The sequence below is a fragment of the Streptomyces sp. NPDC051987 genome, from assembly GCF_040680735.1.
Taxonomy (GTDB): Bacteria; Actinomycetota; Actinomycetes; order Streptomycetales; family Streptomycetaceae; genus Streptomyces.
The window spans coordinates 24,914-51,187 of record NZ_JBFAXI010000057.1; the positions used below are offsets into that span (position 1 = coordinate 24,914).

The window sequence follows — 26,274 nt, forward strand, 5'->3', positions numbered from 1 at the left end:
CATTTTCCCGGCCCACCGCATCAGTGAGGTGGAACGGCGGCGCGGTCGTGCCGAGGCGGGGTCAGGAACAGGGAGCGGGGAGAGCTTGCGGATGAGTCAGAGGCTGGGGGAGGACTATGCCGAGTTCGCCGCGGCGCGGGCCGGGCATCTGTACCGGTCCGCCTGTCTGCTGACCGCCGGGGACACCTACCTCGCGGAGGACCTGGTCCAGGAGGCCCTCGGGCGGATCTACGTCCGCTGGGGCCGGGTCTCCCGTGCCGAGAACCCCGCCGGGTACGCGCAGACGGTCCTCACCCGCACCTTCCTGGCCCACCGGCGGCGGTTCAGCAGCAGGGAGCGGGCCAGGGACTCGTTTCCCGAACTGGTCGACACCGGCGGCGATCCCTCGCTGCGGCTGACCCTGCTCGACGCGCTGGCGCGGCTGCCCGCCAAGGACCGGGCCGTCGTGGTCCTGCGGTACTGGGAGGACCGCTCGGTGCACGAGACCGCGGGCGCGCTCAACATGAGCTCGGCCGCCGTCCGTACGCGGTGCGTGCGCGCCCTGACGCGGTTGCGCGAGCTGCTGGGCGAGGACCTCGCCGAGTACGCCCGCTCCTGACCGCAATTCTGTGACACCGCAAGTCTGGTGACACCGCAGTTCTGTGAACTTGTGAGCCTTGTGATCCTTGTGAATCTTGTGGAAACGGTGGTTCGTCATGCCCGTGGAGCAGCGGCACAACGACAGCGACAGCAGTGATGAGCAGGCCTTCGAGGTGCGGCTGGCCACCGCCCTGCACGACGCCGGCGGCACCTTCGACGCCGACCGGGGCGCGCTCGTCGCCGCCGGTGCGGCGCGGGGGCGGCTGCTCCGGCTGCGGCGGCGGGCCGCGGTGCTGGGCGGCGTCGCCGGGGTCGCGCTCGCCGGGGCCGGCGGGGCGCTGCTGGTGCCCTGGGGCGGGTCGGCGTCCGGGCAGCCCCCCGCCGCCGTGTCGACCACACCGCGCCCCACCGCCTCCCCCACCGCCCCGGCCGCCCGCGGCGTGACCTCGGACGAGATGATCAGAACGCTGGAGAAGCTGCTGCCGGGCGGGACGTTCGGCAAGGCGGAGGGGCGGGGCGTCGACGCCACCGACCCGCTGGTGGCGCCCTACGCGCAGGTGGTGTACGACGACGGGCACGGCGCCGCCGCCGTCAGCGTCACCGTGAACCGGGTGCTGCCGGGCGGGCACGACGCCCAGCAGGCCGTCCGCTGCCCGGACAAGGTCTTCACGACCTTCGACAGCTGCGTCACCCGCCATCTGCCGGACGCGTCCGTCGTCACCGTCGTGAAGGGGTACGAGTATCCCGACCGGCGGGTGGACACCAAGCTGTGGACCGCGAACCTGGTGACGCCGGACGGCCATCACGTCTCCGTCGCCGAGTGGAACGCCGCGGCCGAGAAGGACGCGCGGATCAGCCGGGACCGACCTCCCCTGTCGGCGGCCCGGTTGACGGCACTGGCGGCCGCGGAGGAGTGGCGCGGGGTCGTCGACGCCATTCCGCGGGACCCCCGGCAGACCCAGGAGCCGCCCGCCGCCCCCCAGCACGGCGCGGGGATCCGGCAGACCCTCACCTCGCTGCTCCCCAAGGGGCTGAAGGTGGTGGCGCACGCGAGCGACGACGACGGCGAGTTCACGTACGTCGTGGTCGACGACGGGCACGGCCGGAGCCTCGTCCAGGTCAACGTGCAGGCCGACATGTCCGACGTCGCGAAGGAGCTGTTCGGCAGCGGGTCCGAGACCCTGCCCGACGGGACGCGGGTCGCCGAGCACAAGGGGCCCGGCGAGAAGGGCGGCGCCGGGGTGGTCATGTGGACCGCCGACACCATGCGCACCGACGGCTTCCGGGTCGTGGCCAGCGCCTTCAACTCCGGGTCGCAGCAGACCGCCGCGACCCGGAGCGCCCCGGCGCTGACCATGAAGCAGCTCCGCGCCCTCGCGCTCAGCCCGAAGTGGCGGTCGTGAGAACCGGCGGCTCGGGCCGGGCGGCGGCGGCCTCGCTCAGTCCGCGGCGACCAGGTTGTAGCGCGCCAGCTCGGCCCGGCCGAACAGCAGCGCGTAGCCGGGCGGGAGCTGGGCGAGCAGACGGGTGGTCAGGGGCTCGCCGATCGTGTCGGCGAGGACACCGAGGACCGAACTGACGTCCCAGCGGGCGGTGGCGGGGGTCGAGCCCTCGATGCGCGCGGCCACCGAGTCGACGAACTGACGGGCGGTCAGCGGGTCGGCCGCCGGGATCTGGGCGGCGATCAGCCCGGCCGCCTCCAGCGGGAGAGCCTGCGCGAGGTCCACCCGTTCCTCACCGGTCACATGGCCGCCCAGCGCGGACAGGACGGTGTGCGTGACCCGCTCGGCCTGCGCCCACGTCGGGTACTGGCCGGCCTCCCGCACGGCTTCGGTGAACTCCTGCCAGCCTCCGGTACGGACCGGACGCACCGCACGGGGGCTCGGGGCCGGGGCGGGGGTCGGAGCGGGCGCGGTGGCGGTTGCGGGGGCGGCGATGGCGGCTCTCGGGTGCGGGCTCGTCACGGTCATCGTGCTGACTCCTCTTCCGGGCATCCGGGAACTCCGGGGCAGGTTACGCGTCGGTGCACGCCGAGTACCCCGGAAATCGGTGGCCATGACACGAAACTACTGAGCTTTCCGGATGAACAAAGTTGACAGGAGTGCGCTCACGTCAGGGTGGTCCGGATGCCGGGGGCTAGCCTCGGAAGACCGGAGACGAGCCGGAGACAAAGCCGGACGAAGTACCGGACGAAGAAGGAGAGAGCCATGGCCAGGGTTCCCAGTTCGGTGATCGCGGCGAGCGGCCTCGTCGGCGGCTACGGCGTGGCGCGCTGGACGAAGCAGCGGCCGCTGGGCGGGGCCGTGCTGGCCGTCGCCGGGGCCGCGGCCGCGCAGCAGTGGCGGCAGCGGGCGGGCGGGAAGGCCGCCGGGGCGCTGTCCGCCGCCTATCTCGCCGCGTTCGCGGGGTCGCATCCGCTGGCGAAGAAGGTGGGCGCGTGGCCGTCGGTCCTCGGGGTGGCGGGCGCGGTGGCGCTGGCGTCCTGGGCGGTCGCGGACCGGCGCGACTGAGCCTGCTCGGTCTAGGGCACGTGCCGGCTTGGCTGAGCCTTCTCGGTCCAGGCCGCGGACGGGCTTGGCTGAGCCTTCTCGGTCCAGGGCACGGACGGGCTTGGCTGAGCCTCCTCGGTCCAGGGCACGGACCGGCGCGGCTGAGCCTGCTCAGTCCAGGCCGCGGAACGCCCGCCGGTAGGCCTGCGGGCTCGTCCCCACGACCCTTCTGAAGCGCTCCCGGAACGCGGTCGGCGAGCCGAAGCCGGACTGGGACGCGATGCGCTCGACCGGGTGGCCGGTGGTCTCCAGCAGGTGCTGGGCCCGGCGCACCCGCGCCCGGTGGAGCCACTGCAGCGGTGTCGTGCCGGTCTGCTCGCGGAAGCGGCGGTTGAGGGTACGGGTGCTCATCCCGGCCCGCGCCGCGACCTCGTCCAGGGTCAGGTCCCGGTCGCAGTGGTCCTCCAGCCAGGCGAGCAGCGGCTCCAGGGTGGCGCCGGCCGGGGCCGGAGGCTGGTCGTGGACGATGAACTGGGCCTGGCCGCCCTCCCGTTCCAGCGGCATGACCGACATACGGGCGGTGTGCGCGGCGACCGCGGAACCGTAGTCCTTGCGGACCATGTGCAGGCACATGTCCATGGCCGCGGCCGCGCCCGCGGAGGTCAGGAACTGGCCGTTGTCGACGTAGAGGACGTTCGGGTCCACCTCGATCGCCGGGTGCCGGGCGGCCAGGGCGTCGGCCGCCGCCCAGTGCGTGGTGGCGCGCAGGCCGTCCAGCAGGCCGGTGGCCGCGAGGACGAACGCGCCGACGCAGACCGACGCGATCCGGGTGCCGTGCGCGGCCGCCGCGCGCAGGGCGCCCGCGACCTCGGGCGGCAGGCTGCCGGCGGGGTCCGCGACGCCCGGCACGATGACCGTGTCCGCCTCGGCCAGCGCGTCCAGCCCGTACGGCGCCTTGACGGTGAACACGCCGCCCGCCGCGGACACCTCGGCCGCCGGCCCGCACACCCGCACCCGGTAGGCGTCCCGGCCGTCGGGCAGGCGGGCCCAGCCGAAGGTGTCGATCGGCACGGTGAAGTCCGACGGGACGACCTGGTCCAGGACGAGTACAGCCACGGTGTGCATGGCAGGAACGTAGCTGTTCGACGGGTTACCGCCAACCGCGGGACCGCTTTCCTGGCCGTCGGTGGCGTTCGTTGGCGAGAATCCGTCGAAGCGTGGCAGTACCGCCGCTTCTGCGTGATCATCCGGGCGCCTACGGTCGTCGCCGTGACCAAGTTCCTCCTCGCCGTCCACGTCCTCGCGGCGATCGTCGCCGTCGGTCCCGTGACCGTGGCCGCCAGCATGTTCCCGCCCGCCGCCCGCCGCGCCATGGAGGCGCCGGACGACGTCCGGGCCGCCGAGACCCTGCGGTTGCTGCTTCGGATCTGCCAGGTGTACGCCGTGGTCGGCGTCGTCGTCCCGGTGTTCGGGTTCGCCACGGCGAGCAGCATGCACGTGCTCGGCAGCGCCTGGCTGATCGTGTCGATCGCGCTCACGGCGCTCGCCGCGGTCGTGCTCGCCGCGCTGGTGCTGCCGCGGCAGAGCGCGCTGGTGGAGGCCGGCGGCGGCGCCACGCGCGAGGCCACCGTCCGGCTGGCCATGTTCACCGGGGTGTTCAACCTGCTCTGGGCCGCCGTGACGATACTGATGATCGTGCGGCCAGGGTCGACGACCGGTGCCTGACCGGATGGCCGACAAGGTGAGGGCGGGCGTCGTGTACCGGGGCGCGGGCAGCCCGGCGCCCGGCGCCACAGAGTGCCGTCCGCCGGTGCCGGGCGGGGGTGGGACGCTTACCGGCGCTTGCAGGGTGCCGCCCGCGCCCACCCGTGCCGCCCTGGGGGCACCTCCCAGGCCCTTAAGGCACTGGGGGAGGCACGACTGCCCGCGGCTGGGAAGCTGACGCGACTGCAGCGCCCCGTCAGGGGCGCGGGGAACTGCGCGGCCAGCCCCCACCGGGCCGCAGACCCACGACCGCCCGCGGCGGAGGCCCCGTAGGGAGCGCGGAGTGGCGGTGCCCGTCGGCCCCTACGCCTGCGCCTTCGCCGTCCCGCGCGCCGTCGCCGAGAGGGGGGCCGCGATGTCCTCCAGGGACCTGCGCTCGGCGTTCACCGCGAGGAGTGCCGCGACCAGGCCCGCCGCGCACATCAGGCCCGCGCCGATCTGGAAGGCCAGGACCGTGTCGGCGACCTTGCCCGTGCCCGTGAGGTCGGCGAAGAGGAGGGGGCCGCTGATGCCGCCCGCGGCCGTGCCCAGGGCGTAGAAGAACGCGATGGACATCGCCCGCGTCTCCATCGGGAAGATCTCGGACACCGTGAGGTACGCGCTGGACGCGCCCGCGGACGCGAAGAAGAGGACCGCGCACCAGCACGCCGTCAGCGTCCCGGCGGACAGCGCGCCCCGGTCGAACAGCCAGGCCGTGCCGAACAGCAGCAGACCGGACAGCAGGTACGTCGACGAGATCATCACCCGGCGCCCGACCGTGTCGAACAGCTTGCCCAGGAGGAGCGGGCCCAGGAAGTTGCCCACCGCGATGACCACGAAGTAGTAGCCGGTGTCGCCCGTCGGCACGTCGAAGAAGGTCGTGAGGATCGCGCCGAAGCCGAAGGTGATCGCGTTGTAGAGGAACGCCTGCCCTATGAAGAGCGAGAAACCGAGGACGGCCCGGCGCCGGTAGTCGCGGAAGAGCGTCCGGCCGATCTCCACGAAGGAGGTGCCCCGGCGCTGGTGGATGACCAGTTCGCCGTCCGGCTCCGGCAGCGGCTTGCCCTGCTCGGTCGCCACCCGCTCCTCGATGGAGGAGACGATCTCCTCCGCCTCCCGTTCCCTGCCGTGGATCAGCAGCCAGCGCGGGCTCTCCGGGACGTTCCGCCGTACCAGCAGGATGACCAGCCCGAGGACGACACCCAGGGCGAAGGTCAGCCGCCAGCCGACGTCCTTGGCCAGGAAGTCCGTGTTCAGCGCGACGATCGAGAGCAGCGAGCCGCCGACCGCGCCGATCCAGAAACTGCCGTTGATGATCAGGTCGACGCGGCCCCGGTGCCGTGCCGGGATGAGTTCGTCGATCGCGGAGTTGATCGCCGCGTACTCGCCGCCGATGCCGAAGCCGGTGAGGAAGCGGAAGGTGAAGAACCACCAGGGGGCGAACGAGATCGAGGTCAGGGCGGTGGCGGCCAGGTAGACCGCCAGGGTGATCATGAAGAGGTTCTTGCGGCCGTGGCGGTCGGTCAGGCGGCCCCAGAAGAGGGCGCCGATGCAGGCGCCCGCCACATAGAGGGCGGCGGCCGTGCCGGTGACCTGGGAGGAGGAGATCGCCAGGCCGCTGCCCGGTTCGGACAGGCGGCTCGCGATGTTTCCCACGACCGTGACTTCCAGGCCGTCCAGGATCCAGACCGTGCCCAGGCCGATGACGATCGTCCAGTGCCAGCGGGACCACGGGAGCCGGTCCAGGCGGGCCGGGATCCGGGTGGTGATCGTCCGGCCGCCGCTCTCTTCCACGCCCATGTCCGTAGCCATACCCAACGCGCGCCTCCTTGGCCGGAAGTCCAGAACCGAAGCCGCCCGTTCGGGTGCCCCGGCCCGCGCGGTCTACGCCCCGAGCGCTCGCGACACCGTGAAGATCAGCACTCCGGCCAGCGACCCCACCACCGTGCCGTTGATCCGGATGAACTGCAGGTCGCGGCCGATGTGCGCCTCGATCTTGCGGGTGGTGTGCTCGGCGTCCCAGCCGGCCACGGTGTCGGTGATCAGAGAGGTGATCTCCTTGCGGTAGGTCGTCACGACGTGCACGGCCGCGCCCTCGACCCAGCTGTCGACCTTGTCCTGGACCTTCTGCTCGGTGGCCATCCGGGCGCCCAGGGAGAGCAGGGAGGCGCGCACGCGCAGCCGCAGCTCGCTGCGCTCGTCCTCGGCCGCCGCGACGATCATGGACCGGACGGCCGTCCAGGCGGACGCGATCAGGTCCTGCACCTCGCCGCGGCCCAGCACCTCGCCCTTGAGCCGCTCGACACGGGACCGGGTGTCGGTGTCGGACTGGAGGTCGTTCGCGAAGTCCGAGAGGAAGCGGTCGAGGGCGCCGCGGGCCGGGTGGGACGGCATGTCGCGCATCTCGGCGCAGAACCGCAGCAGCTCCTTGTAGACGCGCTCGCCGACCCGCCGGTCCACGAACCGGGGCGTCCAGCCCGGCGCGCCGCCCTGGACGGCGTCCATCACCGAGTCCCCGTGCAGCACCAGCCAGTCGTGGGCCCGGCTGACGACCAGGTCCACGACCCGCTTGTGGCCACCGTCGGCGACTATCCGCTCCAGCATCTTGCCGATGCCGGGGGCGATCTCCTGCGCGTCGGCCCGGCGGGTGATCGCCTCGCCGACCACGGCCTGGACGTCGGAGTCCCGCAGCACGGTCAGGGCGCCGCGCAGCGCGGTCGCCAGCTCGGCGGTGACCCGGTCGGCGTTCTTCGGCTCCGCCAGCCAGGTGCCGAGCCGGCTGCCGATGCCGACGGCGTGCAGCCGCTGCCGTACGACGTCCTGGGAGAGGAAGTTCTCGCCGACGAACTCGCCCAGGGAGATGCCGAGCTGGTCCTTCTTGTTGGGGATGATCGCGGTGTGCGGGATGGGCACGCCGAGTGGGTGCCGGAAGATCGCCGTCACCGCGAACCAGTCGGCGAGCGCGCCGACCATGCCGGCCTCGGCGGCCGCGGCCACGTAGTCCGCCCAGGGGCCGGCGCCCGCGCCGGACGCCCACTTGGCCAGCGCGTACACCAGCGCGACGAGCAGCAGCAGGCCGGTCGCCGTGCGCTTCATCCGCCGTACGCCGGCCTGGCGCTCCTCGTCGGCGGGCGTGAAGGCGTTCATGGACTTGTAGGACGGCGCCGCCGTCCCCGTGCGTTCCACCATCTGCTCCACCCGTTCGCGGCCGGTTCCACCCTCACGGTGATCCCGCACTTATTGTCCCTTCCTGACCTACTCCCGGAGCGGGGCAGGAGTTCCCGCGGCCTGTCCGGCGGGCGAATTGTCCGGGCCGGGTTGCGCGTAGAGGATGTCCCGGGCCTGTTCGGCGGCGCGGGCCATGCTCTCGCCGACGAAGTCGACGAACCGGGCGATGTTCTCCAGGCGGACGGCGGCCGGGGAGCCGGCGCCGAGGACGCCGACGCCCTGCCGTGCCGTCTCGGCGAGCTGGGCGTGGGACCGGGCGCTGGCGATCATCCCCTGGTACCAGACGTCGTTGTCGACGACGTAGCGTTCCCGGCGGCGTTCGTCGCGCTCCCGGCGGACGAGGCCCATGGTTTCGAGGAGCGCGACCGTCTTGGAGACGGTCGCGGGGCTGACCTGGAGCCGCTGCACGAGCTCGGACGCGGTGACGCTGCCCGCGTCGGTGGTGTAGAGGCAGGTCAGCACCCGGGAGGCCATCCTGGGCAGGCCCTGTTGCATGAAGACGGTGGTGAAGACCTCCTCGTACGCCCGTACGGCCTCGGTGTCGCGTCCGGGGGCGGGTGGGGGTGTCCTCGCGGCCCGGGGGGCGGTCTGGCGGCGGCGGTGGGCGCGGTGCGCGGTGGCCCGGTGGGCGATCTCGGGGCGGTAGGCGACGGGGCCGCCGTTGCGCATGACCTCGCGCGTGACCGTCGAGGTGGGGCGGTCCAGGCGTCTGGCGATCTCCGCGTAGGCGAGGCCGTCGGCCAGCCCCAGCGCGATCTGCTGACGCTCCTGCTGGGTGAGCCTGCCTCCCGGCATCACGGCCTCCTCTGTGGTTCCCCGGTGCCGCCAGCATAGCGTTCACCTTCAATCCATTGCAACGAAGGGACGGGGGTCGTTGCGTTAGATTCAATGTCATCGCAACGAATTAGTGGGCTTGAGCTGCTGATATGCCTTCCACGTAGCAACATGCGCGTTGCCTTATCCATGAACGCAACGTAGCGTTTCTGTCATCAGAAACAACACGGACAACGAATCCAAGGAGCGCACGATGCAGAAGTTCGACACCCCCGCCCCGGTCTCCGCCGTCCTCGACATCCCGGCGGGCCAGATCCGGCTCATCGCCGCCGACCGGGCCGACACCACGGTCGAGGTCCGGCCCGCCGACGCCGGCCGGAGCCGGGACGTGAAGGCGGCCGAGCAGATCGAGGTCGGCTACGCCGACGGTGTGCTGCGGATCGTCGCGCCGGAGGCCAAGAGCCAGCTCTTCGGTCCGTCCGGGTCCGTGGAGGTGACGGTCCAGCTGCCCGCCGGCTCGCGGGTCGAGGGCACGTCCGGCAGCGCCGAGCTCCGCGGGGTGGGGCGCCTCGGCGACGTCACCTTCGACGGGGCGTACCGCCAGATCAAGATCGACGAGGCCACGAGCCTCCGCCTCACCGCGGTCGACGGCGATGTCGAGGTCGGCCGGCTGGGCGGCGACGCGGAGATCAGCACCGCCCGGGGCGACATCCGGATCGCCGAGGCGCTGCGCGGCACGGTCGTGCTGAGCACCCGGTCCGGCGACATCACGGTGACCGCCGCCGCCGGCGTCTCGGCCGCGCTCGACGCCGGCACCGGGTACGGCCGGGTCAGCAACGCCCTCAAGAACGACGGCACCACCGAGCTCGACATCCGCGCCACCACCTCCCAGGGCGACATCACCGCCCGCAGCCTCTGAATCCACGGGTCCCGGGCCACCTCCCCGGGGTCCGGGGTGGGCACCACGAGCCAGCCACGGGCTCCTGCCGCCAGTTCAGCCACCGCGCCCTGGAGCGCCGCAAGGCGCCGACGACCGACGGGCGGCACGCGCCGGGGCGCGCCGCCCGTGGGCGTACGTGGCGGGCACGGGCTGCCCGGAGACCGCGGCCCGGCCCCGCACGGCACCGACAACCGACGGACGGCGCACACCGGCACGCGCCAGGCCACGCCCGTGGGCGTACGCGGCGGACGCGGGGCGCCCGGTGACCGCAGCGGACGGCGCCGCCGGCCAGGCACCGACCACGCACGGGCGGCACGCGCCGGCACGAGCCGGGGCCCGCCGACCGTGCGTGGACGCGGCGGACACGGGCTGCCCGGAGACCGCGGCCCGGCCCCGGGGTGGGGCGGCAGGGGCCGTTCGCCGCAGTTCGCGGCCTCGGCATCTGCGCCAAGTCGGACGGGGCACCGGCACCGCGCCGGCAGGCGCACCTCGGCAGGCGCACCTCGGCGGGCGCGCCGTCAGTGGTCGCCGTGCCTTCGGCGGTCGCGTTCCTCTCGGCGCTGCTCGTGCAACTCGTGCCGGGCCTCGCGCAGTTCGTGCCGGGCCGACCTGCGGTCCAGTCGCTCCTGGCGGCGCTCCTCCTTCAGACGCCGGCGTTCCGCCTTCGTCACCTTGTGCTCCACCTGGACCCCGCCCCAGAACGCGAAGCCCGTCACGACCACCCTCGGCGCGCCCGGCTCCGGCGGCCCGGCGTCCTCGCGGTGGTCGAAGCCGCCCATGACGCCGATGCCCCGCATCACCACCTCGACGCCGGGCGGCACGACGACGTTCATCCCGCCCATGATCGCGACGCAGTTGATCTCGACCTCGCGGTCCGCGAAGTTCGCCTCGCGCAGATCGATCTCGCCGCCGCCCCAGAACGCGAAGCCGGTGAAGCGCCTGGGCACCGTCCAGCGGCCCTTGCGCTGGAAGCCGGACATCACCGCCACCGCCCACGACGACGAACCCTCGCCGCCGACGATCCGGCTCCCCCAACTCCCCGTCTCCAGTGGGGGCTTGCTGAGCGACACGGCCGGTGCCGGCCCCGCCGCCGGCAGGTCCCGCGTGATCGGCGCCAGGTCACCGTACGTACGGGCCAGGTACGTCGCCTCCAGCCGCTCCTCGAACTCCGTCATGTCGAGCCGCCCTTCGGCGAGGGCGTCCCGCAGGATCTCGGCGACTCGTTCACGATCGGCGTCGGAGGCACGCAGCTCCGGGGCATCGTCGGTCATGGGGTGCAGACTACGAGTTCCCGGCGCCCTGGACTACGCCGTCGGCTGCTCCGACGAGGGCTCCGGGGTGTCCCCCGTCGAGTACAGCATCGCGGCGATCACCGACTCGATGTCCGGCTCCCGGACGGACAGGTCCAGCAGCGGGTACTCCGCGGCGATCCGCGCCACCAGCGGCGCCGCCGACTCCGTCGCCGGGAACGCCAGCCACTGCCGGGGGCCCTCCACCTTCACCACCCGGGCCGCGGGGCCCGCGTCGATCGGCGGCAGCTCCCGCTCCAGGTCCACCACGAGGGTCCGCTCGCTCTCCCCCGCCTCGTGCAGTCCGGTGAGCGGACCGTCGTACATCAGCCGCCCGTGGTCGATGACCATCACGCGCGAGCACAGCTGCTCGATGTCCTGGAGGTCGTGGGTGGTCAGCAGGACCGTGGTGCCGCGGTCGGCGTTCAGCTCCCGCAGGAACGCGCGGACCTTGGCCTTCGAGATCACGTCGAGGCCGATCGTCGGTTCGTCGAGGTAGAGGACGTCCGGGTCGTGCAGCAGCGCCGCCACGATGTCGCCGCGCATCCGCTGGCCGAGCGAGAGCTGCCGCACCGGGACGTCCAACAGGGGCTCCAGGGCCAGGAGTTCCACCAGGCGGTCCAGGTTCTCGGTGTAACGGGCGTCCGGGATGCGGTACATGCGGTGCACCAGGCGGTAGGAGTCGATGAGGGGGAGGTCCCACCACAGGGTCGTGCGCTGCCCGAAGACCACGCCGATGCGGTGGGCCAGGCGGGTGCGCTCGCGGGACGGGTCGATGCCGGCCACCCGGAGCCGACCGCCGCTCGGGGTGAGGATGCCCGTCAGCATCTTGATCGTGGTCGACTTGCCGGCGCCGTTCGGGCCGATGTACCCGACCATCTCCCCGCGCCCGACGGTGAAGGAGAGCGAGTCGACCGCCCGCACCTGCCGCCGTTCCCGTTTCAGGAACCCGGTCTTCTTGCGGACCTCGAAGACCTTCTCCACGCCGTCGACCTCGATGAACACGTCCGACATCAGCTCAGCTCCCTGCGCCCCGATCATCAGATCAACTTCCCGTACTTCGATACGCCCTGAGGCCCGCCCGCCAGGCAAGCCCCGCCAGCACGCAGCAGACCACCGCCACCAGCGGCGGCGACCACGCCGTCCACGCCGGCAGCCGCAGCGGATACGGCCGCCCCAGCACGTACGCGGCGGGCACCCAGTTGACGAAGGCCAGCGGCAGGACGAACGTCACCCCGCGCACGAAGTCCTTCCCGAACACCGTCGGCGGGTACTGGAGCAGCGTCGTACCGCCGTAGGTGAACGCGTTCTGCACCTCCGCCGCGTCCTGCGCCAGGAACTGGAAGGCCGCGCCCGCCACGAACAGCGCGCAGAAGATCGTCGCGCCGGCGGCCACCATCAGGGGGACCAGCAGCACCTTCGCCGGAGTCCAGTGGACGTCGACGGAGACCAGCGCCCAGCCCAGCACCACCGCGCCCTGGGTGATCCGGCCGAGGCGGCGCAGCGCGAAGTGGTCCGCTCCTATCTGGGCCAGCACCGGGGCCGGCCGGACCAGCAGCGTGTCGAAGGAGCCGTCACGGATCCGCGTGCCCAGCACGTCCATCGAGCCCAGCACCAGGTCGGCGACGCCGAACGCGGTCGCCGACAGGCCGTACAGGAAGGAGACCTCGGGCAGCGACCAGCCGCCGAGCGAGTCGACCCGCGAGAACATCAGCAGGATCGTGGCGAAGTCCAGCCCGGTCACCAGCAGGTTCCCGGCCAGCGTGAGGGCGAAGGACGTCCGGTAGGTCATCGTGGACCGCATCCACATCCCGGCGACCAGCCGGTACGCCCGCAGCCCGTCCCGGCCCCGCTCGGCCGCCCCGCGCCACCCGTCGGGAACACGCACCTCAGCCACCCTGCACCACCACCCGTCGCGTCGCCGCCGTCTGCAGCAGCCGGCCCGCGGTCAGCAGCGCCACCGCCCACGCGGCCTGGAAGGCGAGGGCCCCCGCCACCCCGGTCTCCCCCATCAGCACGTCCGCCGGCATCTGGATCTGCGCCGCCCACGGCAGGACGCGGACCACCTCGCCGAAGCCGCCCGGGAAGACGTTCAGCGGCAGCGTCATCCCCGAGAAGAAGATCCCCGTGATCATCATGACCTGGTTGACTCCCATGCCGTCCATCAGCCAGAACACGCTCAGCGCGACCAGGTAGCGGATGCCGAAGCTGACGAGCATCGCCAGGAACAGCGCGACCAGGAAGGCGGCCCAGGTACCGGCGTCCGTGGGCAGCGCCATCGGGAAGAACGCCGCGCCGACCAGGAAGGGGATCACGCCCCGCCCCAGCAGCTGGAACAGGGAGCGGCCCAGATCGGTCGCCAGCCACCACAGCTGGAGATCGGCCGGACGGTACAGGTCGATCGCGATCGCACCGGTACGGATACGCTCCATCAGGTCTTTTTCCGCGCCGCCGCCCTGGATCGCGAGCGTCGCGTACAGGCACTGCCCGAGCCACACATAGGTCACCGCCTGCGCCTGGTCATAGCCTCCGAGGTGCGGTTTCTCGTCCCACAGCGCCAAGTACGTGTAGACGAGGATGATCCCGAAGACCGTGTTGGTGAACACCCCGGCCGCGGTGGCCGCCCGATACGTCGCGTACCGTCGGAAACCCCCCGCCGCGACGGCCGTGTACAACCGTCCCGCACCCACGCCGACTCACCTCCCGGACCGCCCGACACCGAAGCGCAGGAGCCTACTGCGCCGGCGACATCGCAGGCCACGCAATTTCCGTGACCGAAGCGTGCCGGAATCCGGGAACGGAACGCGCGGTGCGAGAGTCTTCATCTGGGGGCGCAGAAGCGTACGAGGTCGTACGGGGAACGAACGTACGACGCGAAATCAGGAGTCCGTGCACGACATGAGCGACGAGCCGCAGCCGCAGCAGCCGAACCACAGCGGCGGAGGCCCGACGGAGCCGCCGGCCGCGGCCGAGGAGAAGCAGACCCCGCCGCAGGCGGAGGCCGAGGCGAGAAAGCCGAGGCCGCCCGCGGCGTCCGAGCCGGCCACGCCTGGCCAGGGCGAGCAGCCCGAGCGGGCCGAGCGAGCCGAGAACACCGGGCGGGCCGGGCAGGCCGAGCGGGCCGAGGACCCCGGGCGGGCCGGGCAGGCCGAGCGAGCCAAGGACGCCAGGCAGGACAGGCAGGCCGAGCGGGCCGAGGGCGCCGGGCGGGCCGAGGACCCCGGGCGGGCCGAGCGCGCCGAGCGAGCCAAGGACGCCAGGCAGGCCGAGCGCGCCGGGCGGGCCGAGCGAGCCGAGGATGCCGAGCAGGCCGAGCGGGCCAAGGACGCCGGGCAGGCCGAGCGCGCCGGGCAGGCCGAGGGCGCCGGGCGGGTCGGGAGCGAGTCGGGGGCGGGCGGGCCGAAGGTCGTGTCGCCGCGGCCACCGGCCGGAGACACCGACACGCGGCAGCTCACCGCCATCAGGGCACCGAAGGCACGCCCCACCGCCCCGACGGCAGCCGGGAACCGGCAGGAAGCAGCCGAGGACAGGCAGGACGGGCAGGCCGAAGGCGCCGGGCGGGTCGGGAGCGAGTCGGGGGCGGGCGGGCCGAAGGTCGTGCCGCCGCGGCCACCGGCCGGAGACACCGACACGCGACAGCTCACCGCCATCCCGGCACCGACGGCACGCCCCACCGCCCCGACGGCAGCCGGGAACCGGCAGGACGGGCGGGACACGCAGACACGGCAGCTCAAGGCGATCAGGGTGCCGAAGGCGGCGGCGTCCGCCGCGGCCTCGGCAGCGGTTCCCGGCGCCGCCCCGGCGTCCGCGCCCGCCCCCGCCGCGGTTCCCGGCCCAGGGGTCGCGGAGGCGGCGGCGGTGGCGGTGGCGCCCGTGGAGACGAAGAAGGGGGGTGGGAAGAAGATGAAGCGGCCCAAGCGGACCGGATGGCGGCGGATCGTCCCGACCTGGCGGATGCTGCTCGGCACCTTCGTGCTCGGCGTCCTGCTGCTGATCGGCCTGTTCTTCCTCGGCTACTCGATGGTGAAGATCCCGGCGGCCAACGCGTACGCGACCAAGCAGTCCAACGTCTACCTGTACGCCGACGGCTCCCAGCTCGCCCGCGACGGCGAGGTCAACCGGGAGAACGTCACCCTCGCCCAGGTCTCCGCGGACGCCCAGCACGCCGTGCTCGCCGCCGAGGACCGCGAGTTCTACACCGAGTCCGCCGTCGATCCCAAGGCGATGCTGCGCGCCGCCTGGAACACCGCGACCGGCAAGGGCACCCAGTCCGGCTCGACGATCACCCAGCAGTACGTGAAGAACTACTACCTCGCGCAGGAGCAGACCGTCACCCGCAAGGTGAAGGAGTTCTTCATCGCGATCAAGCTGGACCGCACCGAGCCCAAGGACGAGATCCTGGAGGGCTACCTCAACACCAGCTACTTCGGCCGCAACGCCTACGGCATCCAGGCCGCCGCCCAGGCCTACTACGGCATGGACGCCACCAACCTCGACCCGGCCCGCGCCGCCTACCTCGCCGCGCTCGTCAACGCGCCCAGCGAGTACGACGTCGTCGCCCACCCCGAGAACAAGGCCGCGGCCGTCGCCCGCTGGAACTACGTCCTCGACGGCATGGTCAAGAAGGGCTGGCTCAGCGAGTCCAAGCGGGCCGCCATGACGTTCCCGATGCCCAAGGAGCAGACCGTCTCCACCGGCATGTCCGGACAGCGCGGCTACATCGTCAACGCGGTCAACGACTACCTGATCAAGAACAAGATCGTGGATTCGGACTCCCTGGAGGCCGGCGGCTACCGCATCACCACCACCCTGCAGAAGTCCAAGCAGGACGCCTTCGTGAAGGCGGTGAACGACAAGCTGATCTCCAAGCTGGACAAGAAGAACAACAAGGCCGACACCTACGTGCGCGCCGGTGGTGCCTCCGTCGACCCGAAGACCGGCCAGGTCGTCGCCATGTACGGCGGCATCGACTACGTGAAGCAGTACACCAACGGCGCGACCCGCGGTGACTTCCAGGTCGGCTCCACCTTCAAGCCCTTCGTCTTCGCCTCCGCCGTCGACAACGGCTCCACCACCCAGTCCGGCCAGACCATCACGCCGAACACCTACTACGACGGCACCAACAAGCGCACCGTCCAGGGCTGGCCCGGCGGCGCCTACGCGCCGGAGAACGAGGACGAGAAGTCGTACGGCCAGATCACCGTCCGCAAGGCCACCGACCTCTCCGTGAACTCGGTGTACGCGCAGATGGCCGTCGACGTCGGCCCCTCCAAGGTCAAGCAGACCGCCGTCGACCTGGGCATCCCCGCCGACACCAAGGACCTCCAGCCCTACCCGTCCATCGCCCTGGGCACCGCCACCGCCAGCGTCCTGGACATGGCGGAGGCGTACGCCACGCTCGCCAACCACGGCAAGCACGGCACGTACACGATGGTCCAGAAGATCACGAAGGACGGCACCCAGGACATCAGGCTGCCGGAGTCGACGACCAAGCAGGCCGTCAGCAGGCAGGCCGCCGACACCACCACCTCCGTCCTGCAGAGCGTGGTCGACAACGGCACCGCCACCGCCGCGCAGGGCGCGGGCCGCCCGGCCGCCGGCAAGACCGGCACCGCCGAGGAGGACACCGCCGCCTGGTTCGCGGGCTACACCCCCGACCTCGCCACGGTCGTCTCCGTGATGGGCCAGGACCCGGTCACCGCCGCCCACAAGCCGCTGTACGGCGCGCTGGGCCTGCCCCGCATCAACGGCGGCGGTGCCCCGACCGAGATCTGGGCGCAGTACACCAAGGCCGCCCTGCACGGCACCTCGGCCGCCAGTTTCGACCTGGACCTCCAGGCCGGCGCCGAGACCGTGGCCCCGCCCACCCTGAGCACGGCCACCCCGGGCACCGGCGGCCAGGACAACGGCGGCACCACCGGCCCCAACCAGGACAACGGCGGCACCACCGACGGGGGCCAGGGCAACGGCGGCACGAACGGCGCCACCACCAACGGCACCACCGACGGCGGCACGACGAACGGCACCACCACCAACGGCACCACCACGGCCGGCACGACGAGCGCGGGGACCGACGCCGGTACGACGACGGCGGGCAACGACGCGGGCACCACCGCCGGGCCCACGACCGCCGGCACCACCGCCGGCACGACGGCGGGCAACGACGCGGGCACCACCGCCGGCACGACAGCGGGTGACGGAGGCGGGTTCGGGTTCGTCCAGTGACCGACGCCGTCCGTCCGGCGGCATGACGCATGGCGAAGGGGCCCGGTGACCACGGTCACCGGGCCCCTTCGGGCAGCTGGATCAGAGATACAGGCCGGTCGAGTCCTCCGAGCCCTCGAACCGGTCGGCGGCCACCGCGTGCAGGTCGCGCTCGCGCATCAGCACGTACGCCACCCCCCGCACCTCGACCTCGGCACGGTCCTCCGGGTCGAACAGCACCCGGTCACCGGGCTCCACCGTCCGCACGTTCTGGCCGACCGCGACCACCTCGGCCCAGGCCAGCCGGCGGCCGACGGCCGCCGTGGCGGGGATCAGGATGCCCCCGCCGGACCGGCGCTCACCCTCCCCGGCGTCCTGCTTGACCAGGACCCGGTCGTGCAGCATCCGGATCGGCAGCTTGTCGTGCTGGCTGCTGATCTGCTCGTCTCTCTTGGCGCTCACGCCTTTGAACCTACCTGCCTCTGGTCAGCTCTTGCGCCGCCGGGTGCCGCTGAGGACCAGCAGCCCGACCACGCCCACGGCGACGAGGGCGACCGGTACGACCCGCTCCAGCCGCGGCGCGCCCTCTTCATCGACGAACTGGGCCTTCACATCGCTCACGACACGGTTGACCTGGACGTAGGCCCTTCCGAGCGTGTGATCGACGTTGGCCGCGACCTTGGCCTTCGCATCGCCGACGATGGTCTTCGGGTGCACCCGCACCCCGATCTCGTCCAGCGTCTCGGCCAGCACCTCGCGGCGGCGCTTGATGTCCGCCTCGATCTGCGCCGGGGTTCTGGTGTCCGACGTCTCCGCCACCGTGGGCCCTCCGAAGTCTGCCGTACTGCCGTGCTGCCTGTTCTGGACAGTCTGTCAGCTCTCGCCGCCACCGCACGGTCAGGACCCCCCGTTACGCTAGACCGATGAGCGAGCGACTGCAGCCCGGGGACGTGGCCCCCGACTTCACCCTCCCCGACGCCGACGGCAACGAGGTGTCCCTCTCCGCCCACAAGGGCCGCAAGGTCATCGTCTACTTCTACCCCGCGGCCCTCACTCCAGGCTGCACGAAGCAGGCGTGCGACTTCACCGACAACCTCTCCCTCCTCGCCGACGCCGGCTACGACGTCCTCGGCATCTCCCCCGACGCCCCGGAGAAGCTGGGCAAGTTCCGCGAGAAGGAGAACCTCAAGGTCACCCTCCTCGCCGACCCCGACAAGAAGGTCCTCGACGCGTACGGCGCCTTCGGCGAGAAGATGAACTACGGCAAGACCTACCTGGGCGTCATCCGCTCCACGATCATCGTGGACGAGCAGGGCAAGGTCGAGAAGGCCCTCTACAACGTCCGCGCCACCGGCCACGTGGCAAAGATCATCAAGGATCTGGGCATCTGAGCGCCGTCTGAGCCCCGCCGACGCGGACGGCTCGCACCGGGTGCTGTGTTCACCGGCACCTGGTGCGGAGGAGGCCGACGACGGCGGACAACTCCCGGTACGATGGCTGGCGCTGGCGGCGGTGGCGCAACGGCGACGCAGCAGGTTTAGGTCCTGTGGCCCTTGACGGGCTTGAGGGTTCGAATCCCTTCCGCCGCACATGAACGGCCTGCGAGTCGAAGAGCGATGCGCAGGCCGTTTCCGTCAGCCCGGTCAGCCCAGCAGCTCCCGCACCACCGGCACCAGTGCCCGGAACGCCTTGCCCCGGTGGCTGATCGCGTTCTTCTCGGCGGGGGTCAGTTCGGCGCACGTGCGCGTCTCGCCCTCCGGCTGGAGGATCGGGTCGTAGCCGAAGCCGTTGGTGCCGGACGGAGCGTGGCGGAGGGTGCCGCGCAGTCGGCCCTCGACCACCCGCTCCGTGCCGTCGGGCAGGGCGAGGGCCGCCGCGCAGGCGAAGTGGGCGGCGCGGTGTTCGTCGGCGATGTCGGAGAGCTGGGCCAGGAGCAGGTCGAGGTTGGCCTTGTTGTCGCCGTGGCGGCCCGCCCAGCGGGCGGAGAAGATGCCGGGGGCGCCGTTCAGGACGTCGACGCAGAGGCCGGAGTCGTCGGCGACGGCGGGGAGGCCGGTGGCCTGGGCCAGGGCGTGGGCCTTGAGGAGCGCGTTCTCGGCGAAGGTGACGCCCGTTTCCTTGACGTCGGGGATGTCGGGGTAGGCGTCCGCGCCCACCAGTTCGTGGGGCAGCCCCGCCTCCGCGAGGATGGAGTGCAGCTCGGTGATCTTCCCGGCGTTGCGGGTGGCGAGGATCAGGCGGGTCGTCATGGCCAGCAGTATCGCAAGGGCCGGAGCGGTGCCTTACGGCGTGCAGACCTTGGTCAGTTCGCCGGCCGCGTCGGTGACCGGGGTGACGTCGGGGGTGGAGTCGCCGTTCCTGACCGCGGTGCGGACGTTGTCGACGGCCTTCTGGAGGTTGTCGACCGCCTTGTTGACGTCGGCGTCGTCGGTCCTGTCGCCGATCTTCTTCAGGTTCTGCTGGATGGAGTCGAGGGAGGCGTCCGTCCGGGCGGGGTCGTTCGCCGCGTTCTCCACGGCCTGCTGGAGGGCGGTGACGCTGTCGGCGATGGAGTCGGCGGTGCGGACGCAGTCCAGCGCCGTGTCGACCGAGGCGCAGCCGGTGAGCAGGGCGGCGGTGAGTGCGGTGGTCGCGGCTGCGGCGGCGATGGCGGTGGTGCGACGGCCTCGGCGTCGGCTGGCGGCCATGGTGGTGTCCCTCCCCGTGGTGTGGCTGGCCGGGCGCACGGTTGTACGTGCCGTGCGCCCGTACTGATAGGGACGCTGGGTCGGCCGCCGGGGTTGCCCCTCCTTACCTCGCCTTTTTCCTTCCCTTTTACTTCTGGAGCACCTCGTCGAGCGCCGCCCGCTGGATCGTGGCCAGGTCGGTGCAGCCGGCGACGGCGAGGTCGAGGAGGGCGTTGAGTTCGTCGCGGGCGAAGGGCTCGGCCTCGGCGGTGCCCTGGACCTCGACGAAGCGGCCGTCGCCGGTGCAGACGACGTTCATGTCGGTCTCGGCCCTGACGTCCTCCTCGTAGCAGAGGTCCAGCAAGGGCACTCCGCCCACGATGCCGACCGAGACGGCGGAGACGGTGCCGGTCAGGGGCTGGCGGCCGGCCTTGACGAGCTTGCGTTCCCTGGCCCAGGTGACGGCGTCGGCGAGGGCGACGTAGGCGCCGGTGATGGCGGCGGTGCGGGTGCCGCCGTCGGCCTGGAGGACGTCGCAGTCGAGGACGACGGTGTTCTCGCCGAGGGCCTTGTAGTCGATGACGGCGCGCAGGGAGCGGCCGATGAGGCGGGAGATCTCGTGGGTGCGGCCGCCGATCTTGCCCTTGACGGACTCGCGGTCGCCGCGGGTGTTGGTGGCGCGGGGGAGCATGGCGTACTCCGCGGTGACCCAGCCTTCGCCGCTGCCCTTGCGCCAGCGGGGGACGCCTTCGGTCACGGAGGCGGTGCAGAAGACCTTGGTGTCGCCGAAGGAGACGAGGACGGAGCCCTCGGCGTGCTTGCTCCAGCCGCGTTCGATGGTGACCGGGCGGAGCTGTTCGGGGGTGCGGCCGTCGATTCGAGACATGGCGACGAGCCTAGCCGTACGCGCGCGAGGGGCTCCTCCCGCGTCGGGAGCAGCCCCTTGCGGGTGAGCCGTGGGCTCACATCATGTCTTCGATCTCCGCGGCGATCGGGTCGGCGTCGGTGCCGATGACGACCTGGATGGCGGTGCCCATCTTGACGACGCCGTGGGCACCGGCGGCCTTCAGGGCGGCGTCGTCGACCAGCGAGGCGTCGTGGACCTCGGTGCGCAGCCGGGTGATGCAGCCCTCGATCTCGTCGATGTTCTCGATTCCGCCGAGGCCGGCGACGATCTTCTCAGCCTTGCTGGCCATGTTCCTTCTCCCTGATCCGAACCGCTTTGTCGCAGTAACCCACAGTTGGCCCATCTTTGCGAGCGGCCGTACCGCGGGTGCCGAATGATGGCGAGCACCGCGGTGGAACCGTCTGCCGACTGGTCTACACCAGCTGGGGGGCGGTCGACAAACCCCGGAGGTACCCGGAGGAGCCCGGAGGACGCGCCCATGAGTGCCGACAGCGCCGCCAGTACGGCCGGTCCCGCGCGGGAGCGGTGGCACGCGCTGTTCCAGGGGCTGCAGAAGATGGGGCGCAGCCTGCAGTTGCCGATCGCGGTGCTGCCGGCCGCGGGGATCCTGAACCGGCTGGGCCAGCCCGACGTGTTCGGCGCGCGCGGGGTGGGCTGGGAGGCGGTCTCCAAGGTGATGCAGGGGGCCGGCGGGGCGCTGCTGGACGGGTCGGTCGGGCTGCCGCTGCTGTTCTGCGTCGGGGTCGCGATCGGGATGGCGAAGAAGGCGGACGGTTCGACGGCACTGGCGGCGGTGGCGGGTTTCCTCGTCTACTACGGGGTGCTGCACCAGTTCCCGGAGGACTGTCCCGTCGGGTCGAGGACGCTGCCCGGGGTCGGCTGCCAGGTGAGCGACGGGACGGTGTCGACGTTCACGTTCCAGAACCCGGGGGTCTTCGGCGGGATCGCGCTGGGGTTGCTGACCGCGTTCTTCTGGGCCCGGTACCACCGCACGAGGCTGGTGGACTGGCTGGGGTTCTTCAACGGGCGGCGGCTGGTCCCGATCATCATGTCGTTCGTGGCCATCGGGTTCGCCGCGCTGTGCCTGTGGGTCTGGCCGCCGGTCGGGAGCGGCCTGGAGAGCTTCGGTCACTGGCTGCGGGCGGCGGGGGCGTGGGGGGCGGGGGTGTTCGGGCTCGCGAACCGGGCGCTGCTGGTGGTGGGGCTGCACCAGTTCCTGAACGTGCCCGTCTGGTTCCAGTTCGGCAGTTACACGACGCCGGACGGTCGGACGGTGCACGGCGACATCAACATGTTCCTGGCGGGCGATCCACAGGCGGGGCAGTTCACGTCGGGGTTCTTCCCGATCATGATGTTCGCGCTGCCGGCCGCGGCGCTCGCCATCACGCACTGCGCGAAGCCGCATCGGCGCAAGGAGATCGGCGGTCTGATGCTGTCGGTGGCGCTGACGTCGTTCGTGACCGGCATCACCGAGCCGCTGGAGTACTCGTTCATGTTCGTGGCACCGCTGCTGTACGCGGCGCACGCGGTGCTGACGGGGGTGTCGATGGCGGTGACGTGGGGGCTGGGGGTGCACGACGGGTTCAGTTTCTCGGCGGGGCTCATCGACTACGTCATCAACTGGAAGCTGGCGACGCGGCCGTGGGCGGTCGTGCCGATCGGTCTGTGCTTCGCGGCGGTCTACTACGTGGTCTTCCGGTTCGCCATCACGCGGTTCGGTCTGCGGACCCCCGGGCGGGAAGCGGAGGACGAGGTGGAGGACGTCACCAAGGCCTGAGTGCATGTCACCGCATGGGTACGGGGCGTAGCGCTCCGGTTGCGGAATTGACGGGTTCCTTATATCGCCCCCATCGTGTACAACAGGTCTACACCACTGAGTGGTGTAGACCACCACCGATGGAGGACGTATGACAACCGCCACCGCGACGGCGGCCCCCACGAAGAAGTGGGGTTCCGGTCTCTTCCAGGGCCTGCAGAAGATCGGCCGCAGCCTTCAGCTCCCCATCGCCGTGCTGCCGGCGGCTGGTCTGCTGCTCCGTTTCGGTCAGCAGGACATCCACGACAAGCTGCATCTGCCGGACAAGGTCACGGCGGTGTTCGCCACCGCGGGTGGCGCGATCTTCGACAACCTCCCGCTGTTGTTCTGCGTCGGTGTCGCGATCGGCTTCGCCAAGAAGGCGGACGGCTCCACCGCGCTGGCCGCGCTGGTCGGCTTCCTGGTCTACAAGAACGTCCTCACCGCGTTCCCCGTCACCGACGCCAAGGTGCAGGCGGGCGCGGACATCGCCGCGACCTACAACAACCCCGGTGTGCTCGGCGGCCTGGTGATGGGTCTGCTCGGCGCGGTGGTCTGGCAGCGCTTCCACCGGACCAAGCTGGTGGACTGGCTCGGCTTCTTCAACGGCCGCCGGCTCGTGCCGATCATCATGGCCTTCGTGGGCACGATCATGGGCGTCTTCTTCGGGCTGGTCTGGAAGCCGATCGGTGACGGCATCTCCGACTTCGGCAAGTGGATCACCGGTCTCGGCGCCTTCGGTGCCGGCCTGTTCGGTCTGATCAACCGCGCGCTGATCCCCGTCGGCATGCACCAGTTCGTGAACACCGTCTCCTGGTTCCAGATCGGCGACTACAAGACGGCGTCCGGCACCATCGTCCACGGCGACCTCACCCGCTTCTTCGCCGGTGACCCGACGGCCGGTCAGTTCATGTCCGGCTTCTTCCCCATCATGATGTTCGGCCTCCCGGCCGCCGCCCTGGCCATCGCGCACACCGCCCGCCCGGAGCGCCGCGCGGCTGTGATGGGCATGATGCTGTCGATGGCGCTGACCTCCTTCGTGACCGGTGTGACCGAGCCGATCGAGTTCACCTTCATGTTCATCGCGCCGCTGCTGTACGCGATCCACGCGGTGCTCACCGCCCTGTCCATGGCGATCACCTGGTCGCTCGGGGTGCACGCGGGCTTCACCTTCTCCGCGGGTGTGATCGACTACGTCCTCAACTGGAACCTGGCGACCAAGCCCTGGCTGATCATCCCGATCGGCCTGGTGTTCGGGGCGATCTACTACTTCGTCTTCCGGTTCGCCATCGTCCGCTTCAACCTCCCCACCCCGGGCCGCGAGCCCGAGGAGGAGATCGAGGACCTCACGAAGGCGTGAGTCCGCGACCGACATGACGAAGCGACCGACATGACGAAGGCCCCCGCCGCGGCGGGGGCCTTCGCGTCGTACGGCCCTGAACGCCGTACGCGGGTCAGATCTCGTACGTCGCCCGCGGGGCCGCCAGATCCACCGGGCCGTCGAAGACCTCGCGCGCGTCGGCGAGGTTGACGGCGGGGTCGGTCCACGGCGGGATGTGGGTGAGGACCAGGCGGCGGGCGCCGGCGCGGGCGGCGGTCTCACCGGCCTCCCGGCCGTTGAGGTGCAGGTCCGGGATGTTCTCCTTGCCATGCGTGAAGGCGGCCTCGCACAGGAACAGGTCGGTGTCCCTGGCCAGCTCCTCCAGCACCGGGGTGACGCCGGTGTCGCCCGAGTACGTCAGGGACGTGCCGGCGTGCTCGACGCGGATGCCGTACGCCTCCACCGGGTGGCGGACCCGCTCGGTGTGGACGGTGAACGGGCCGACCTCGAACGTGGACGGCTTGACCGTGTGGAAGTCGAAGACCTCGCTCATCGAGGAGGCGGTGGGCGTGTCGGCGTAGGCGGTGGTGAGCCGGTGCTCGGTGCCCTCGGGGCCGTAGACCGGGATCGGGGGGCACGGGCCGCCGTCGTGCCGGTAGTAGCGCGCCACGAAGTAGGCGCACATGTCGATGCAGTGGTCGGCGTGCAGATGGCTCAGGAAGATCGCGTCGAGGTCGTAGAGACCGCAGTGGCGCTGCAGCTCGCCGAGGGCGCCGTTGCCCATGTCGAGGAGCAGCCGGAAGCCGTCGGCCTCTACGAGGTAGCTCGAACAGGCCGATTCCGCGGACGGGAACGACCCCGAGCAGCCGACGACGGTGAGCTTCATGAAGCAGAAACCTCCGTTGGCGGGATACCCGGAACAACCGGGAACTGGAGTCGGGAAGAAAGAACTGAGCAGGGGTCGTGCGGTTTGTCGAGCGTAAGGCGCAAAAGAGCCGGTCGCTCCTCCGCCAGGGGCCGTTGTGGGCGAACTCACCTGTGCTGTCACCGGTTCGGCTGGACTGAGGGCGCACAAGGATCGCGCAAGGGCGCGCATTGATTATCTCGCGCCGGTAACGTCGTCGTATGGACACGTCATGGTGGCTCGCGCTCGCGGCAGTCGTCCTGCTGGCGCTGGTCGCCACGCTCGTCGACGGCTGGGGCAGGGGCCACCGGCCGCGCGGGCACCGCACCCGCCCGCCGGGGCTTCCGCACGGCACCCGCACACAGACCGGACGGCCCCACCCCGGGGACATCTGGTGGGCCAACGTCCCCTACGAGGACGGTCCCGGCGCCAAGGACCGGCCCTGCCTGGTGCTCGCCGTGCACGGCAACCGGGCGACCATCGCGAAGATCACCAGCAAGTACCACGACGAGCGCGCCGGGGTGATCCCGTTGCCGCCCGGCTCGGTCGGGGACGCCCAGGGCCGGCCGAGCTTCCTGGAGACGGACGAGCTGCGCGAGATCGCGGTGTGGGAGTTCCGGCGCCGGGTGGGCGTGGTCGACCCGGTGCTGTGGGACCAGGTACGGCACCTGGCCGGCTGAGGCTCAGCCGACCCTGACGGTGACGTGCCACTCCTGGATGCCCTTGCAGGAGACCTGGCCGGGCGCCGTGGGCTCGGCGCACAGGGGGCGGGTGGCGGAGAGGGTGACGGTCCCGGCCGCCACCGCCCGGTAGGCGGATCCGGCGTCGCCGCCGCGGAGCATGATCCCGTAGTTGACCTCCTGGAGAGCGCCGGTGTCGCCGGCCGCGGCGATCTTCTGCCAGGGTCGCCGCTCGGTGCCGTCCAGGGTGATCCGCAGGGTGCCGCCCCGGGCCAGACAGACGGTACGGCCGCTGTCGGCGGTGGTCAGTTCGGAGGTCAGCGGCGTGCAGCCGGCGGAGGAACCACCGGCGGTCGGTGTGGAGGCCGGGCCGGACGCGGAAGCGGACGCGGATGCCGACACCGACGCCGACGCCGACGGGGATGTCGGGGACACCGTGCCACTGCCCTTGTCACCGCCCCCGCTCTGCGAGCCGCAGCCCGCCAGCAGGAGCAGGCTCGCGGTGGCGAGCGTCGCGCGGTGGAACGTCGTACGGCGCATGAGGTGTCCGCCTTTCCGTCGGGGAACGGACCCTTGGTGCCGATATGACGTATCCGCCCCTCGTACGGATCCCGCACCCGGACGGCTTCCGGGTGCGGGATCCGGTCAGTGCGCGGGAGCGGTCAGCCGGTCGTGACGGCGGTGTCGTCGACGACGAAGCTGGTCTGGAGCGAGGAGTCCTCGACACCGCTGAACTTCAGGGTGACGGTCGAGCC

27 protein-coding genes and 1 tRNA gene are annotated in these 26,274 nt (G+C 71.6%); 11 read left to right on the plus strand and 17 right to left on the minus strand.

Translation table 11 applies throughout. The features are described 5' to 3' along the window. Positions 1–91 precede the first annotated feature (91 nt). Entirely contained in the window at positions 92–598 is a 507-nt protein-coding gene (locus AB0M11_RS27070; protein ID WP_365709855.1) for a SigE family RNA polymerase sigma factor, read from the plus strand. A 97-nt stretch (positions 599–695) separates the two neighbouring features. After that, a complete protein-coding gene (locus tag AB0M11_RS27075; RefSeq protein WP_365709857.1) occupies positions 696–1,982 on the plus strand; it encodes a hypothetical protein in 1,287 nt (428 codons plus the stop codon). Between the two features lie 36 nt (positions 1,983–2,018). Here AB0M11_RS27075 and AB0M11_RS27080 read toward each other — a convergent pair whose 3' ends face one another. Next, positions 2,019–2,549, minus strand: a complete 531-nt coding sequence (locus AB0M11_RS27080) for a DUF2267 domain-containing protein (protein ID WP_365709859.1) — start codon at positions 2,547–2,549, stop codon at positions 2,019–2,021. A 237-nt stretch (positions 2,550–2,786) separates the two neighbouring features. Here AB0M11_RS27080 and AB0M11_RS27085 point away from each other — a divergent pair, with 237 nt between their 5' ends. Continuing rightward, positions 2,787–3,089, plus strand: a complete 303-nt coding sequence (locus tag AB0M11_RS27085; RefSeq protein WP_365709861.1) for a hypothetical protein — start codon at positions 2,787–2,789, stop codon at positions 3,087–3,089. Positions 3,090–3,239: 150 nt separating this feature from the next. On the opposite strand, the gene AB0M11_RS27090 is transcribed toward AB0M11_RS27085, so the two are convergent. Then, a complete protein-coding gene (locus AB0M11_RS27090; protein ID WP_365709863.1) occupies positions 3,240–4,193 on the minus strand; it encodes a helix-turn-helix domain-containing protein in 954 nt (317 codons plus the stop codon). 144 nt (positions 4,194–4,337) lie between these two features. Between AB0M11_RS27090 and AB0M11_RS27095 the strand changes: the two genes are divergently transcribed. Continuing rightward, positions 4,338–4,793, plus strand: coding sequence for a hypothetical protein (locus AB0M11_RS27095; RefSeq protein ID WP_365709866.1), 456 nt, complete (start codon positions 4,338–4,340; stop codon positions 4,791–4,793). A 342-nt stretch (positions 4,794–5,135) separates the two neighbouring features. Here the strand turns inward: AB0M11_RS27095 and AB0M11_RS27100 are convergent, their stop codons facing one another. The 3 genes from AB0M11_RS27100 to AB0M11_RS27110 all read right to left on the minus strand — a co-directional run bounded on the left by AB0M11_RS27100 (position 5,136) and on the right by AB0M11_RS27110 (position 8,834). Then, a complete protein-coding gene (locus AB0M11_RS27100) occupies positions 5,136–6,623 on the minus strand; it encodes an MFS transporter (RefSeq protein ID WP_365709868.1) in 1,488 nt (495 codons plus the stop codon). A 72-nt stretch (positions 6,624–6,695) separates the two neighbouring features. After that, positions 6,696–8,000 (minus strand): DUF445 domain-containing protein, encoded by a 1,305-nt coding sequence (locus AB0M11_RS27105; protein ID WP_365709870.1) that lies wholly within the window; start codon positions 7,998–8,000, stop codon positions 6,696–6,698. A 66-nt stretch (positions 8,001–8,066) separates the two neighbouring features. Further along, positions 8,067–8,834 (minus strand): helix-turn-helix domain-containing protein, encoded by a 768-nt coding sequence (locus tag AB0M11_RS27110; RefSeq protein WP_365709872.1) that lies wholly within the window; start codon positions 8,832–8,834, stop codon positions 8,067–8,069. Positions 8,835–9,066: 232 nt separating this feature from the next. On the opposite strand from AB0M11_RS27110, the gene AB0M11_RS27115 reads away from it, so the two are divergent. Next, a complete protein-coding gene (locus AB0M11_RS27115) occupies positions 9,067–9,732 on the plus strand; it encodes a DUF4097 family beta strand repeat-containing protein (RefSeq protein WP_365709874.1) in 666 nt (221 codons plus the stop codon). 539 nt (positions 9,733–10,271) lie between these two features. On the opposite strand, the gene AB0M11_RS27120 is transcribed toward AB0M11_RS27115, so the two are convergent. The 4 genes from AB0M11_RS27120 to AB0M11_RS27135 all read right to left on the minus strand — a co-directional run bounded on the left by AB0M11_RS27120 (position 10,272) and on the right by AB0M11_RS27135 (position 13,732). Further along, on the minus strand, positions 10,272–11,024 hold the full coding sequence (locus AB0M11_RS27120) for a DUF1707 domain-containing protein (protein WP_365709876.1): 753 nt from the start codon (positions 11,022–11,024) through the stop codon (positions 10,272–10,274). Positions 11,025–11,057: 33 nt separating this feature from the next. Further along, positions 11,058–12,056, minus strand: coding sequence for an ABC transporter ATP-binding protein (locus AB0M11_RS27125; RefSeq protein ID WP_365709878.1), 999 nt, complete (start codon positions 12,054–12,056; stop codon positions 11,058–11,060). A 31-nt stretch (positions 12,057–12,087) separates the two neighbouring features. Then, entirely contained in the window at positions 12,088–12,852 is a 765-nt protein-coding gene (locus AB0M11_RS27130; protein ID WP_365709904.1) for an ABC transporter permease, read from the minus strand. A gap of 79 nt (positions 12,853–12,931) precedes the next feature. Then, positions 12,932–13,732: an ABC-2 family transporter protein gene (locus AB0M11_RS27135; RefSeq protein ID WP_365709880.1), complete on the minus strand. Its 801-nt coding sequence runs from the start codon at positions 13,730–13,732 to the stop codon at positions 12,932–12,934. Between the two features lie 1,213 nt (positions 13,733–14,945). Between AB0M11_RS27135 and AB0M11_RS27140 the strand changes: the two genes are divergently transcribed. Then, the gene (locus tag AB0M11_RS27140) at positions 14,946–17,267 is read left to right on the plus strand and encodes a transglycosylase domain-containing protein (RefSeq protein WP_365709906.1); all 2,322 of its coding nucleotides are present in this window, start codon (positions 14,946–14,948) and stop codon (positions 17,265–17,267) included. 81 nt (positions 17,268–17,348) lie between these two features. Here AB0M11_RS27140 and AB0M11_RS27145 read toward each other — a convergent pair whose 3' ends face one another. Both AB0M11_RS27145 and AB0M11_RS27150 read right to left on the minus strand, forming a co-directional pair. Further along, positions 17,349–17,708, minus strand: a complete 360-nt coding sequence (locus AB0M11_RS27145; RefSeq protein WP_365709883.1) for a co-chaperone GroES — start codon at positions 17,706–17,708, stop codon at positions 17,349–17,351. Positions 17,709–17,732: 24 nt separating this feature from the next. After that, positions 17,733–18,065, minus strand: coding sequence for a DUF3618 domain-containing protein (locus AB0M11_RS27150; protein WP_132890578.1), 333 nt, complete (start codon positions 18,063–18,065; stop codon positions 17,733–17,735). A gap of 104 nt (positions 18,066–18,169) precedes the next feature. On the opposite strand from AB0M11_RS27150, the gene bcp reads away from it, so the two are divergent. Then, positions 18,170–18,637, plus strand: a complete 468-nt coding sequence (gene bcp, locus AB0M11_RS27155) for a thioredoxin-dependent thiol peroxidase (RefSeq protein WP_123976646.1) — start codon at positions 18,170–18,172, stop codon at positions 18,635–18,637. 115 nt (positions 18,638–18,752) lie between these two features. Then, positions 18,753–18,835 (plus strand) — tRNA-Leu (locus AB0M11_RS27160). A 54-nt stretch (positions 18,836–18,889) separates the two neighbouring features. On the opposite strand, the gene rdgB is transcribed toward AB0M11_RS27160, so the two are convergent. The 4 genes from rdgB to AB0M11_RS27180 form a co-directional block, all read right to left on the minus strand. Then, on the minus strand, positions 18,890–19,495 hold the full coding sequence (gene rdgB / locus AB0M11_RS27165) for an RdgB/HAM1 family non-canonical purine NTP pyrophosphatase (RefSeq protein ID WP_365709885.1): 606 nt from the start codon (positions 19,493–19,495) through the stop codon (positions 18,890–18,892). 33 nt (positions 19,496–19,528) lie between these two features. Further along, a complete protein-coding gene (locus AB0M11_RS27170; protein ID WP_365709887.1) occupies positions 19,529–19,933 on the minus strand; it encodes a hypothetical protein in 405 nt (134 codons plus the stop codon). Between the two features lie 127 nt (positions 19,934–20,060). Next, positions 20,061–20,798, minus strand: coding sequence for a ribonuclease PH (rph, locus tag AB0M11_RS27175; protein WP_365709889.1), 738 nt, complete (start codon positions 20,796–20,798; stop codon positions 20,061–20,063). 76 nt (positions 20,799–20,874) lie between these two features. Further along, on the minus strand, positions 20,875–21,108 hold the full coding sequence (locus tag AB0M11_RS27180; RefSeq protein ID WP_089106674.1) for a glucose PTS transporter subunit EIIB: 234 nt from the start codon (positions 21,106–21,108) through the stop codon (positions 20,875–20,877). A gap of 189 nt (positions 21,109–21,297) precedes the next feature. Here AB0M11_RS27180 and AB0M11_RS27185 point away from each other — a divergent pair, with 189 nt between their 5' ends. Further along, positions 21,298–22,596, plus strand: a complete 1,299-nt coding sequence (locus AB0M11_RS27185) for a PTS transporter subunit EIIC (protein WP_365709891.1) — start codon at positions 21,298–21,300, stop codon at positions 22,594–22,596. 130 nt (positions 22,597–22,726) lie between these two features. Continuing rightward, on the plus strand, positions 22,727–23,974 hold the full coding sequence (locus tag AB0M11_RS27190) for a PTS transporter subunit EIIC (protein WP_365709893.1): 1,248 nt from the start codon (positions 22,727–22,729) through the stop codon (positions 23,972–23,974). Between the two features lie 94 nt (positions 23,975–24,068). On the opposite strand, the gene AB0M11_RS27195 is transcribed toward AB0M11_RS27190, so the two are convergent. Further along, positions 24,069–24,821: an MBL fold metallo-hydrolase gene (locus tag AB0M11_RS27195; protein ID WP_365709895.1), complete on the minus strand. Its 753-nt coding sequence runs from the start codon at positions 24,819–24,821 to the stop codon at positions 24,069–24,071. A 239-nt stretch (positions 24,822–25,060) separates the two neighbouring features. On the opposite strand from AB0M11_RS27195, the gene AB0M11_RS27200 reads away from it, so the two are divergent. Next, the gene (locus AB0M11_RS27200) at positions 25,061–25,519 is read left to right on the plus strand and encodes a type II toxin-antitoxin system PemK/MazF family toxin (RefSeq protein WP_365709897.1); all 459 of its coding nucleotides are present in this window, start codon (positions 25,061–25,063) and stop codon (positions 25,517–25,519) included. Between the two features lie 3 nt (positions 25,520–25,522). Here the strand turns inward: AB0M11_RS27200 and AB0M11_RS27205 are convergent, their stop codons facing one another. Further along, positions 25,523–26,059, minus strand: a complete 537-nt coding sequence (locus AB0M11_RS27205; RefSeq protein ID WP_365709900.1) for a hypothetical protein — start codon at positions 26,057–26,059, stop codon at positions 25,523–25,525. Between the last annotated feature and the right edge of the window lie 215 nt (positions 26,060–26,274).